The organism is Actinomadura opuntiae, from assembly GCF_030283205.1.
Taxonomy (GTDB): Bacteria; Actinomycetota; Actinomycetes; order Streptosporangiales; family Streptosporangiaceae; genus Spirillospora.
Genome location: NZ_JASNWF010000039.1, coordinates 22,662 through 34,333, shown reverse-complemented (window position 1 = coordinate 34,333; position 11,672 = coordinate 22,662). Strand labels below are relative to the sequence as shown.

The 11,672-nt window shown below is 75.8% G+C and carries 11 protein-coding genes; 8 read left to right on the top strand and 3 right to left on the bottom strand.

Translation table 11 applies throughout. The annotated features are described in order from the left end of the window. The first annotated feature begins 52 nt into the window (after positions 1-52). Both QP089_RS46540 and QP089_RS46535 read left to right on the top strand, forming a co-directional pair. Complete coding sequence (locus QP089_RS46540) at positions 53-946, top strand: LysR family transcriptional regulator (protein ID WP_285921025.1); 894 nt, start codon at positions 53-55, stop codon at positions 944-946. Between the two features lie 116 nt (positions 947-1,062). Beyond that, a complete protein-coding gene (locus QP089_RS46535) occupies positions 1,063-1,530 on the top strand; it encodes a DoxX family protein (RefSeq protein WP_285921024.1) in 468 nt (155 codons plus the stop codon). A 98-nt stretch (positions 1,531-1,628) separates the two neighbouring features. Here QP089_RS46535 and QP089_RS46530 read toward each other — a convergent pair whose 3' ends face one another. Further along, on the bottom strand, positions 1,629-2,651 hold the full coding sequence (locus QP089_RS46530) for a 3-oxoacyl-ACP synthase III family protein (protein WP_285921023.1): 1,023 nt from the start codon (positions 2,649-2,651) through the stop codon (positions 1,629-1,631). Positions 2,652-2,867: 216 nt separating this feature from the next. Between QP089_RS46530 and QP089_RS46525 the strand changes: the two genes are divergently transcribed. The 3 genes from QP089_RS46525 (at position 2,868) to QP089_RS46515 (ending at position 6,674) form a co-directional block, all read left to right on the top strand. Further along, positions 2,868-3,986, top strand: coding sequence for an ACP S-malonyltransferase (locus QP089_RS46525; protein WP_285921022.1), 1,119 nt, complete (start codon positions 2,868-2,870; stop codon positions 3,984-3,986). Between the two features lie 123 nt (positions 3,987-4,109). Further along, entirely contained in the window at positions 4,110-5,915 is a 1,806-nt protein-coding gene (locus QP089_RS46520) for an acyl-CoA dehydrogenase family protein (protein ID WP_285921021.1), read from the top strand. Between the two features lie 183 nt (positions 5,916-6,098). After that, entirely contained in the window at positions 6,099-6,674 is a 576-nt protein-coding gene (locus QP089_RS46515; RefSeq protein WP_285921020.1) for a TerD family protein, read from the top strand. Positions 6,675-6,767: 93 nt separating this feature from the next. Here the strand turns inward: QP089_RS46515 and QP089_RS46510 are convergent, their stop codons facing one another. Beyond that, positions 6,768-7,193 (bottom strand): RidA family protein, encoded by a 426-nt coding sequence (locus tag QP089_RS46510; protein ID WP_285921019.1) that lies wholly within the window; start codon positions 7,191-7,193, stop codon positions 6,768-6,770. Between the two features lie 65 nt (positions 7,194-7,258). Continuing rightward, positions 7,259-8,980: a class I adenylate-forming enzyme family protein gene (locus tag QP089_RS46505; protein WP_285921018.1), complete on the bottom strand. Its 1,722-nt coding sequence runs from the start codon at positions 8,978-8,980 to the stop codon at positions 7,259-7,261. Between the two features lie 168 nt (positions 8,981-9,148). Between QP089_RS46505 and QP089_RS46500 the strand changes: the two genes are divergently transcribed. The 3 genes from QP089_RS46500 to QP089_RS46490 all read left to right on the top strand — a co-directional run bounded on the left by QP089_RS46500 (position 9,149) and on the right by QP089_RS46490 (position 11,640). Further along, on the top strand, positions 9,149-9,934 hold the full coding sequence (locus tag QP089_RS46500) for an HAD-IIA family hydrolase (protein WP_285921016.1): 786 nt from the start codon (positions 9,149-9,151) through the stop codon (positions 9,932-9,934). A 76-nt stretch (positions 9,935-10,010) separates the two neighbouring features. Beyond that, positions 10,011-10,952, top strand: coding sequence for a DUF3152 domain-containing protein (locus QP089_RS46495; protein ID WP_285921015.1), 942 nt, complete (start codon positions 10,011-10,013; stop codon positions 10,950-10,952). Positions 10,953-11,019: 67 nt separating this feature from the next. Further along, the gene (locus QP089_RS46490) at positions 11,020-11,640 is read left to right on the top strand and encodes an IMPACT family protein (RefSeq protein WP_285921014.1); all 621 of its coding nucleotides are present in this window, start codon (positions 11,020-11,022) and stop codon (positions 11,638-11,640) included. Positions 11,641-11,672: the final 32 nt, after the last annotated feature.

Sequence of the window (11,672 nt, the reverse complement as noted above, 5' to 3'; positions counted from 1 at the left end):
CGGCCCCGCCGGACTCCAACACCGATCGCACTCCGATCGATACCCTGGAGGTATGGATGTGGTGGAGACGCGGGAGCTGGCCTACTTCCTGGAGGTCGCGCGGGAGCTGCACTTCGGGCGGGCCGCCGAGCGGCTCGGGATCGCGCAGCCGCCGCTGTCGCGGGCGGTCGCGCGGCTGGAGCGGCGGCTCGGCGTCCGGCTGCTGGAGCGCACCAGCCGCCGGGTGACGCTCACCGCGGCGGGCGAGACGCTGCTGGCCGAGGGCGAGGCGGCGCTGGCGGCGGTGCAGGCCGCGGTGCGGCGCACCCGCCGCGCCGGGCAGGAGCGGGCCCGGCTGGTGCTGGCGATGAAGCCGGGCGGGGACGGCGGCGGGCTGCTGCCGGAGATGCTCGCCGAGTACGAGCGGGAACCGGACGCGCTGCCGGTGGAGATGGTGTTCGGCTACGGGGCGCGCCAGTCGCTCGACGACGGGACCGCCGACGCCGCGCTGCTGTACGCGCCGCGCGCCGACCTCACCGGCCTGGCCGTGGAGGAGCTGATGGTGGAGCCGCAGGACGTCGTCCTGCCCCGCACCCACCGGCTGGCCGGACGTGACAGCGTGTCGATGGCCGACCTGGCGGGCGAGCGGCTGCCGCGGCTGCCGCACCGGCCCGAGGAGGGCGACGGCCCGCTGGTGACCGACGGCGGCCAGGTGATGCAGCTGATCGCGCTCGGCCGGATCGTGGCGGTGCTGCCGCGCTCCTACCGGCGGCTGCTGCGCGAGGACCTGACGGCGGTGCCGGTGCCCGACGCGCCGCCGACGACGCTGGTGCTGGCGTGGCCCGAGCAGTCCCGCTCGCGGGCGCTGGCGGCGTTCGTCCGCGTCACCGCCGCGGTCGCCGCCCGCCACAACGCCCGCCCGGACGCCGGCGAGCCGGTCCTGCGGGCCGTCCCTGACCTGGGCTGACGGGGCCCGCGAAAAAAATTCTGGGAAAAAGTCCGGCGCGGTGTCGATCCGGCGCCGGCCCGTGCGACGCGTCAGTGAAGGCACGAAACGAGCGCACCGCACGGAAGGACACCGCCATGACCGTCACCCAGATCCTCGCCGCCCCCGCCACCGCCTCCTCGACCGGCACCGCGACCGGCACCGTCCGGGGCCGCCGCCGCGTCCTGCGCCGGGTGCTGTGGGGCGCGCAGATCCTCATCGCCGCGTTCCTGTTCTTCGCCTCGGCGATGCCGAAGTTCGCCGGGCAGGCCGACGCGGTCGAGACCTTCACCCGGATCGGCTGGGGCCAGTGGTTCCGGTACGTGACCGGCGCCGTCGAGGCCGCCGGCGCGATCGGGCTGGTGGTGCCGCGGCTGGCCGGGTTCGCCGCGACCGCGCTGATCGGCCTGCTGGCCGGCGCGGTCGCCACCCACCTGCTGGTGCTGGACGCCGCGTGGGCGCTGTTCCCCGCCGCGCTGGCCGCGGTGTGCGCGGTGATCGCGTGGGACCGCCGCGCCGAGACCGCCGCCCTGCTGCGCTCGCTCACCGGCCTGCTGCGCCGGTGACCGGTGCCGGGGGCCCGGGGCGAGCGCCCACCTCGCCAGGCCGCGCGGGTCCGCCCCGCGCGGCCTGTCCGCGTCCCGGCCGCCGCGAGGGCGCGGCGTCAGGCGTCCGGCCAGGTGATGAGGGTGCGGCCCCAGGTCAGGCCGGCGCCGAACCCGGCGAGCAGCACCAGGTCACCGCGGGCGATGCGGCCGGTGCGCACGGCGCGGTCCAGCGCGTAGGGCAGGCTGGCGGCGCCGATGTTGCCGACGTCCTGCCCGGCGATCATCAGCTGGGCCGGGTCGAGGCCGGCGTGCCCGGCCAGGGAGGCCACCAGCCGCGGGTTGGGCTGGTGCGGGACCACCAGGGCCAGGTCGGCGGGTTTGACCGCGGCGTCCTCGCAGGCCTCGGTGACGAGCCGGGGGAGGATCGCGGTGATGAAGTCGCGGACGGCGCGGCCGTCCATGTGGATGGCGTGGCCAAGATCGGCCAGCGTCGCGGCGCTGGCGGGGCGGCGCGAGCCGCCGGCGGGGATCAGGACGTCGCCGGCGCGGGTGCCGTCCGAGCCGAGGGTGACCGGGCCGATCCCGTAGGGGGCGGGGACGGGCCCGACGACCGCGGCGGCGGCGCCGTCGCCGAACAGCGCGGCGGTGCCGCGGTCGGCGGGATCGAGGAACCGCGAGTACACCTCGACCCCGATGACCAGCGCGTACGGGGCGGCGCCGCGCTGGGCGGCGAGCCAGCCGAGCGCGACCTGCAGCCCGAACACAAAGCCGCTGCAGGCGGCGGCGACGTCGAGGGCCGCGGCGGCGCGGGCGCCGATGAGGGCCTGGACGCGGCAGGCGGTGGAGGGGCCGAGCTCGTCGGGGGTGGAGGTGCCCAGCACGATCAGCCCGATGTCGCCGGGCCGCAGACCGGCCGCGTCCAGCGCCTCGTGCGCGGCGGCGGCGGCGAGGTCGGAGGCGGCCTGCCCGGGCGCGGCCGCGTGCCGGTTGCGGATGCCGGTGCGGCGCTCGATCCAGCCCGGCTCCAGGCCGAGCGAGCGCGACACCTCGGTGCTGGGGATCCGGCGTTCGGGCAGGTGGGAACCGGTGCCGCGGATCGCCCACCGGGTGTGCGCGGGCTGTGGGCCGTTCCAGGTCATGCGTCGCTCCCCCCAACCGGCGGCGAGGCCGGCGGTCGTGGCCGGGCCCGGCGCGGGCGGCCGGCCGCGCTGCGGTCCGTCCGTTGCACCGATGGTTGCCAGGCCGATTCCATGAGTGAATAATCCCATTTCAGGATTTGTGTTCCATAACTCCTCGTTAAGCGGCCTTTATCCGAAAAGAAAAGAGAGCCTTCCTTCCAGGTAAGGAGACCTCGCGTGTCCCACTCCTCTTTCCAGCCGGACGGCCCCTTCGACCCCGCCGGGGAGCTCAAGCCCGATGACGTCTGCGCGTTCCTGTTCGCCGGGACCGGCTCGGCGGGCGTGCCCGACCTGCCCTCGCTGGCGCGGTCCGGGCCGGCCGCCGCACGCGCCGCCGCCGACGTCCTGGACGCCGTCCAGGAGGGCCTGCCGGACGGGTGGCCCTCGCTGCGCGCGATCCTGCTGGAGGACCCCGCCCGCTACCGCGCGGCGGCCCGCGCGCCCGGCGTCGCCCAGCTGGCCGGCTACGCCTCCTCGGTCGCGGTCGACCGGGCGCTGCGCGCCATGGGCGTGCAGCCGGGCTTCGCGGTCGGGCAGAGCTTCGGGGAGATCGCCGCGATGGTGTGCGCGGGCGTGTTCGCCATCGCCGACGGCGCCCGCATGGCCGTCGGCCTCGTCGACGTCCTGGCCCGCCGCGGCGCCGGCGGCGGCATGGCGCTGCTGGAGGCCGGCGAGGACGGCGCCCGCGCCTGCATCGACGCCGCCGGCGCCCCCGAGGTCGTCGTGGCGTGCCTGAACGCCCCGTCGGTCACCGTCGTCTCGGGCCCCGACGCGCCGCTGCAGGCGGTGCTGGACGCCGCCCGCGGCGCCGGGGTGCGGGCCGTCCGCCTCGCGGTGCCCTACCTGTCGCACCATCCCGCGATGGCCGGCGCCGACGACGAGTGGTACGCGATGATCCGCGCGTTCCCGCAGCGGCCGCTGGAGGTGCCGGTGCACTCACCCGTGCGCGGCCGCGCCTACCGCGACGACGACGACCTGCACCGGGCGCTGGCCGACTGCATCGTCAAACCCGTCCGGCTGCCGGAGACGCTGCGGGCCGTGCACGCCGCCGGCGCGACGGTGTTCGCCGAGGCCGGCGCCGGGAACGCGCTGTGCCAGTGCGCCCGCCTCAGCGTCCCGGACGCGCACACCTTCCTGGTGCCGCTGCGCGACCGGCCCCGCCAGGGCGTGCCGCGGCCCCGCACCACCGAGACCGCGCCCGACGTCACCGGCCCCGGCGTCCCCGCGGCGGCCGGGGAGGACGAGCCGCCGGTCGGCAAGTCCGCGCCCGGCATCACCCCCGACCCGCAGGCCTGAACCCCGCGGGCCCGAAACCGGCGGGCCCGAAACCGGCAGGCCCGAACCCCGCGAGCCCCGTCCCCGCCCGCGAGCCCGCCCCCCTCAGCCCCGACCACTCCGTCCCGACAGGAGAGCAGCGCGATGGGCATGTCCATGGGCACCTCCCCCGATGGCGACCTCGCCGGTTTCGTGCGCGGCGCGTCCCCCGGCCCCAAGCTGCGGGAACGGCTCGCCGACGCCGTCCCCGAGGAGTTCTTCACCTACCCCGGCGACCTGACCGCCCGCGACCACCAGGCCCTCACCTACGCCCGGCTGCGGCGCGCCGGGCTCGCCGCGCCGCCCGGCTCCGAGCTGCTGGAGGACCCGCCGGCGCTGTGCGCGCTGCTGGAACGCGCCGCGATCGCCGACCCCGCGCTGTTCCACACGATGATGCTGCACTACACCCTGGCGCTCGGCCCGATCATCCGGTTCGGCACCGGCCGGGACGGCGCGCGCGCCGCCCGCGAATCGCTGGAGTCGATGGACTCGTTCGGGGCGCTGCTGATGACCGAGGTCGGCCGCAGCAACAGCCACCTGTCGCCGCGCACCACCGCCGTCCACGACCCGGCCACCGGCGGGTTCGTGCTGCGCACCCCCGACGTGCAGGCCGCCAAGTTCCCCACCAGCACCGCCCACCCGTCGGTCCCCAAGACCGCCTGCGTGTACGCCACCCTGGTGCACGGCGGCGAGGAGCGCGGGGTGTTCGTGTTCGCGGTGCCGGTGCGCGGCCCGGACGGCGCCGCCCCGCCCGGCGTGCGGATCGTCCCGGCGCCGGAGACCACCGGGCTGCAGGTCGACTACGCGGCCGTGCTGCTGGAGGACCTGCACGTCCCCCACGAGGCGTGGCTGAGCGACGGCGCCCGCATCGACCCCGACGGCTCCTTCCACGACCCGGCCGGGTCGCCGGCGGCGCGGCTGACCCGCTCGATGGGCATCGCGCCGGCGGTGTGGCGGGCGGTGATCTCGGCGTCGGCGGCGATCACCCGCGCGTCCGCCGGGATGCTGCTGGCGCACTCGGCGGGCCGCTCCACCCTCGGCCGCCTGGCGCCGCGCCGCCCGCTGACCGACTACCGCAACCAGCAGGAGGCGGTGCTGGGCGCGCTGGCGTCGGCGTACGCGCTGACCGCCGTCGCCTCCCACGTCAAGGCCCGCCACACCTCCGCCGACGCCCCGGCCGGCGGGCCGCGGACCGCGTGGGCGCCGTGGTCGGCCGTCGACCGGGACCTGGCACTGCTGAAGGCGGCCGCCACCGTCGCCGCCCAGGAGACGGTGTCGATGTGCCGGGTGCACTCGGGCGCGCCCGGGTTCGCCGCCGTCGAGCGCCTCAACGCCTACCGGGGCCTCACCCACGCCTACATGAACGCCGGCGGCGACAACGAGCTGATCCTGTACGACACGGCGCGGGCGATGGCCGACCTGGACCGCTACACCCCGCCCGAGGCGGTGCCCGGCCCGCCCGACGACGGCGACCTGGACTCCCCGCGGGTGTGGCTGTTCCTGGCGCGCGAGGCCGAGCGGCGGATGCGCGACCGCCTCGCCGAACGGGTCGGGGACGCCGCCGGCGCGGGCGCCGACCCGTTCACCGCCTGGAACGACAACCTGATGCTGGCCGCGCGCACCGCGACCGCCTGCGCCGACCGCCTCACGCTGGAGATCTGCGACGACGCCGCGCGGTCCGGGCCGCCCGCGCTGGGCCCGGTGCTGCGGCTGCACGCCCTGAACTGGATGGACCGCCGCGCCGCCGCGCTGCTGGACGAGGGGGTGGTGCCGCCCGGCTGGCTGGAGGAGGTGCACGCCGCGCGGCGGCGGACCTGCGACGAGCTGGCGCCGCGCGCCGCGGAGCTGGCGGCGGCGTTCGAGCTGCCCCCGGTGGTCACCGCGCCGACCGCGTTCCTCACCGGCGGCTGACCCCGCCGAGGCCCGCCGCCATCGGGCCGGACGGGGCGCGGTGCGGGCGCGCCGGCCGCCGAAGCGGCACGCCACGCGGGAATGGGGGAATCAGCCGGGGGAACCGGCGGGGAGTGGCTACCGTTCTGCTTAGACAGGCCGCGGGTGACCGTCATCCGCCGGTCCGATACGGAGGTAGGCACAGTGGGAGTCAGTCTGAGCAAGGGCGGCAACGTCTCGTTGACCAAGGAGGCTCCCGGACTGACCGCGGTCGTGGTGGGTCTGGGCTGGGACGTGCGGACGACGACGGGATCCGACTTCGACCTGGACGCCAGCGCGCTGCTGTGCTCGGCGGAGAACAAGGTGCTGTCGGACCAGCACTTCGTGTTCTTCAACAACCTCAAGAGCCCCGACGGGTCGGTGGAGCACACCGGCGACAACCTCACCGGCGAGGGCGAGGGCGACGACGAGCAGATCAAGGTGGACCTGCAGAACGTCCCGGCCGAGGTCTCCAAGATCGTGTTCCCGGTGTCGATCTACGACGCCGACGGCCGGCAGCAGAGCTTCGGCCAGGTCCGCAACGCCTTCATCCGGGTGGTGAACCAGGCCGGCGGCGGCGAGATCGCCCGCTACGACCTGTCGGAGGACGCCTCGACCGAGACCGCGATGGTGTTCGGCGAGCTGTACCGCAACGGCGCGGAGTGGAAGTTCCGCGCGGTCGGCCAGGGGTACGCCTCGGGGCTGTCGGGCATCGCCGCCGACTTCGGCGTGAACGTCTGACCGTCGGGCCGCTGACCGGCGCGGGCCTCCCGCGCCGGACGCGTCGCGAGGGGCGGGACGCCGGGCGTCCCGCCCCTCGCGACGCGTCCGGGGTCAGTGCCCGGCGGGGACGACCGCGAGGGCCTCGACCTCGATGAGCAGGTCGTCGCGGACCAGGCCGGACACCTGGATCAGGGATGCGGCGGGGTCGACGCCGTCGGGCAGCATCTCGGTGCGCACCGCCCGCACCACGCCGGCCTGGGTGGCGTCCCGTAGGAAGTAGCCGAGCCGGATCACGTGCTCCCAGCGGGCGCCGGCGGCCGCCAGCGCGGCCTGCAGGTTGGTGAACACCTGGCGGGTCTGGGCCTCCAGGTCGCCGGCGCCGACGAGGTTGCCGTCGGCGTCCAGGGCGATCTGGCCGCTGAGCACCAGCAGGCGTCCGGGGACGTCGACCGAGACCACGTGGCTGTAGCCGGGGCCGGGCGCCAGGTCCGGCGCGTTGATCTGACGGATCGCGTTTCCTGAGGGCTGTTCGCTCACGTGATCACGGTACCGGCGCGCCCGGGGGTGGGGCGGGCGCGCCGGGGCGCGGTGAAGGCGGCGGGTCAGCCGAGCAGCTCGCTGCGCAGCCGGGTCTTGAGGATCTTCCCGCCGGGGTTGCGGGGCAGTCCCTCGGCGCGGAACCAGAAGTGGACGGGCACCTTGAACGCGGCGATCCGCTCGCGCAGGAACGCCTGGATCTCCTCGGGCGCGGGCGCGGTGCCGGGGCGGGGGACCACGACGGCGCCGACCTCCTCGCCGAGCACCTGGTGGGGGACGCCGATGACCGCGCAGTCGGCGACGGCGGGGTGCTCGTACAGGGCCGCCTCGACCTCGGCGCAGTAGATGTTCTCGCCGCCGCGGATCAGCATGTCCTTGGCGCGGTCGACGATGTAGACGAACCCGTCGGCGTCGACGCGGGCCAGGTCGCCGCTGTGGAACCAGCCGTCGACGAACGCCTGCGCGGTCGCCTCCGGCTTGTTCCAGTACCCCTTGATGACGTTGGGCCCGGCGATGAGCAGCTCGCCGACCTCGCCGGTCGGCAGGTCCTCGCCGGTGGCGGGGTCGACGACCCTGACGTCGCAGACCGCGACGGGCGGGCCGACGCTGTCGGGGTGCTCCAGGTAGTTCACCCCGCCGTTGTAGGTGGTGACCGAGGAGGTCTCGGTCAGGCCGTAGCCGTTGCCGGGGACCCGCTCGGGCAGCCGCTCGGTGATCTTTTCGACGAGGGCGGGCGCGGCGGGCGCGCCGCCGTAGCTGACGCCGGTGAGGCTGGAGGTGTCGTACTTGTCGAAGTCGGGGGAGGTCAGCACCTGCCAGGCCATGGTCGGCACGCCGCCGAACCCGGTGACGCGCTCGCGTTCGATCAGCTCCAGCGCCTGGGTGACGTCCCACTTGTACATCAGCACCACGGTGCCGCCCTGCATGGCGCTGGACACCAGCACCGAGTGGCAGCCGGTGGCGTGGAAGAACGGGACGCTCAGCAGGGTGACGCGGGGCTGCGGCCGGGTGAGCTGCTCGACGCTGCCGCCGGCGCGCACGCCGGCCGACAGCAGCCCGTAGGCGAGGCTGACGGGGTTGGTGGTGATGTTGCGGTGGGTGCCGAGGGCGCCCTTGGACCGTCCGGTGGTGCCGGAGGTGTAGAAGATCGTCGCGTCGTCCTCGGGGCCGATCGCCACGTCCGGCAGCCCCTCGCCGCCGTCGGCCAGCGCCCGCTCCAGGGCGGCGTCGAAGGACTCGGCGCCCGCGGGCGGCGCGCCGCCGGGGCGGGCGACCAGCACCGCCACGTCCAGTCCCGGCAGGACCCCGGCGAGGCGCTCGGCGCGCTCGGCGTCGGCGATCAGCACCCGGGCGCCGCTGTCGCGCAGCCCGTACTCCAGCTCGTCGGCGCTCCACCAGGCGTTGAGCGGGACGACGACCGCGCCGGCGACGGCGGCGCCGAAGAACGCCACCGACCATTCGGGGTAGTTGCGCATCGCGATCGCGACCCGGTCGCCCTTGGCGACCCCGTAGGCCCCGGCCAGCAGCCGGCCGAACGCCGCGGCGCGCCGGTGGTGCTCGGCGAAGCTCAGCCGGTCGTCCTCGTAGACCAGGAACGGGGCGTCGCCGTGCCCGCGGGAGATCTCCAGGATCTCGCGCAGGGTGGTGGGGGCGTTCTTCCAGACGCGGGTCCGCACGCCGCGGACGTCGACCTCGTCCATCTCGAACAGCTGCCCGGGGGCCGTCATCTCGGCCCTGACCTCGGCGATGCTCCTCAGCTCGGGGCTGTTCACCTCGCGGCTCTGCACGCGCGCCTCCCGCGGACCACATCGGCGCGCCGCCGCGCGGCCCGGTCACCGAACACGGTTCGGCGCGCCGTGGGGCAAATCTATGATTTGTCTCACGCGCCGGTCAACGGCCCGGGCGCATCGCGCGGACCGTTCCAGCCGAAGATCTCCACCTGCGACAATGGGGACATGACCGAGCGCAAGCCGATCGAGTACTGGCTGTCGGACATGGACGGCGTGCTGGTGCACGAGGGCCACCCCGTCCCCGGTGCCGACGAGTTCATCCGCAGGCTCGCCGCCTCCGGCAAGCCGTTCCTGGTGCTGACCAACAACTCGATCTACACCCGCCGCGACCTGTCGGCCCGGCTGGCCGCGCTCGGGCTGCAGGTCCCGGCCGAGTTCATCTGGACCTCCGCGCTGGCCACCGCCCGGTTCCTGGCCGACCAGCGGCCCGAGGGGTCGGCGTACGTGATCGGCGAGGCGGGGCTGACCACGGCGCTGCACGAGGCCGACTACGTCCTGACCGACATCAGCCCCGACTACGTGGTGCTGGGCGAGACCCGCACCTACAGCTTCTCCCAGATCACCCAGGCGATCCGGCTGATCGAGGGCGGCGCCCGGTTCGTGGCGACCAACCCCGACCCGGTCGGCCCGTCCCAGGAGGGGTCGCTGCCCGCCTGCGGCGCGGTCGCCGCCATGATCACCCGGGCGACGGGGGTGGAGCCGTACTTCGTCGGCAAGCCGAACCCGCTGATGATGCGGACCGCGCTGAACGTGGTCGGCGGGCACAGCGAGCAGACCGCGATGGTCGGCGACCGGATGGACACCGACATCGTCGCCGGCGTGGAGGCGGGCCTGGAGACGATCCTGGTGCTGACCGGGGTGACCCGCAAGGACGAGGTGGGCCGCTTCCCGTTCCGCCCGCACCGGGTGGTGCCCTCCATCGCCGACCTGATCGACCTGGTCGACGCCTGATCGACGCCTGACCCACCCGCGGCCGCCGCCGGCCCGTCCCGATACGATCAACGCAAGATCAACGACATGTGCCGGGGTGCGTCCGCGCAGGTCGGGGGACGGACGGGGAATCGCGGGGCGGGCCGCGCGCGCCGTCCGGCGCGCCCGGCGGCCGGGCGGCTCCGGCGCCCTCGCCGAGCGGAGCACCGTGCACGATCTCCAGGACGACCCCGCCGCGTCGCCTCAGCCGCGCCCGCCGAAGCGGCCGCGCCGCCGGACGGTCTGGGCCGCGACCGGCGCCGTCGCCGCGCTGGGCGCGGGCGCCGTCGCCGCCCTGCTGACCGTCGGCCATGACGACGCCCCGGCCCGCCAGAAGGCGGATCCGGCCCCGGCCACGTCACCGGCGTCACCGGCGCCGTCGAGGCGGTCCGCCGGGAAGACCGGCACCACCGTGGTGCAGGGCCCGGTGGTGAACGGCCGCCGCCAGCCGCCCCGGGTGAAGATCCCCGCGTCGGCGGGCGGCCGCTACGCCGTGGTGCCGGGCCGGGCGAAGCCGCCGGCGGGGTCGCGCGGCACCCTCGTGCGGTACATGGTGGAGGTCGAGCGGGGCCTGCCGATCACCGGCGCGGACTTCGCGGCCGAGGTGCAGCGCGTCCTGAACGACCCGCGCAGCTGGGGCCACGGCGGCACCCTGCGGTTCGAGCGGGTCGCCCGCGGGCCGGTGCGGTTCCGGGTGGCGCTGTCGAGCCCGGCGATGACCGACCGGATGTGCGCGCCGCTGGTCACCGGCGGGGAGCTGTCGTGCCGGCACGGGGAGCGCTCGGTCATCAACGCCCTGCGCTACGGCGAGGGCGCCGCGTCCTACGGCCGCGACCTGGCCTCCTACCGCGAGTACGTGATCAACCACGAGGTCGGGCACGCGCTCGGCCACGACCACCGCCAGTGCCCGGGCAAGGGGCGTCCCGCGCCGGTGATGGTGCAGCAGACCAAGTCGCTGTACGGGTGCGCGCCGAACCCGTGGCCGTTCCCCAAGGGCTGACACCAGACGGTTGGGGGGCCAGGCCGTCGGTGTGGGAGGCGGCGCGGCGCCTAGACTCGGGGACGGCATGCCCATGATCAAGGGCGGGGGCTCCCGCGAGCTGGAGATCCGCCGGTCCCGGTTCGTGTGCACGCTGGCGCGCGCCGCCGACGAGGCCGCGGCCGTGGAGTTCCTGGCCGCGCACCGCCGCGCGCACCGCGACGCCACCCACAACTGCTCGGCGTACGTGGTCGGCGAGCACGGCGAGATCACCAGGAGCAGCGACGACGGCGAGCCGGCCGGCACGGCGGGGATCCCGATGCTGGAGGTCCTGGTGCGCCGCGGGCTGACCGGCACGGTCGCGGTGGTCACCCGCTACTTCGGCGGGGTGAAGCTGGGCGCGGGCGGGCTGGCGCGCGCCTACGGGCAGGCGGTGTCGGAGACGGTCGACGCGGTCGGGGTGGTGGAGCTGCGGCCGGTGCTGACGCTGACGGTCCGGGTGGAGCACGCGCTGGCGGGACGGTTCCTGGGGGATCTGCACGGCCGCGGCGTCCAGCCGTCCGACGTCCGCTACGGGGCGGCGGTGGAGGCGGACGTGGCGGTGCCGGCGGCGGAGGTGGAGGCGTTCGAGGCGTGGGCGGCGCAGGTCACCGCGGGCCGCGCCGCCGTGGCCCGCGGCGCCCCCGGGCACGTCGAGGTCCCGATCTGAGCCGCGGCACGGCCGCAGGCCCGGGGTGCGTG

Excerpts from the sequence above, each read along its gene's own strand:
- QP089_RS46540 (WP_285921025.1), top strand. The coding sequence starts at position 53 with ATGGATGTGGTGGAGACGCGGGAGCTGGCCTACTTCCTGGAGGTCGCG.
- QP089_RS46535 (WP_285921024.1), top strand. The coding sequence starts at position 1,063 with ATGACCGTCACCCAGATCCTCGCCGCCCCCGCCACCGCCTCCTCGACC.
- QP089_RS46530 (WP_285921023.1), bottom strand. The coding sequence starts at position 2,651 with ATGACCTGGAACGGCCCACAGCCCGCGCACACCCGGTGGGCGATCCGC.
- QP089_RS46520 (WP_285921021.1), top strand. The coding sequence starts at position 4,110 with ATGGGCATGTCCATGGGCACCTCCCCCGATGGCGACCTCGCCGGTTTC.
- QP089_RS46500 (WP_285921016.1), top strand. The coding sequence starts at position 9,149 with ATGACCGAGCGCAAGCCGATCGAGTACTGGCTGTCGGACATGGACGGC.
- QP089_RS46490 (WP_285921014.1), top strand. The coding sequence starts at position 11,020 with ATGCCCATGATCAAGGGCGGGGGCTCCCGCGAGCTGGAGATCCGCCGG.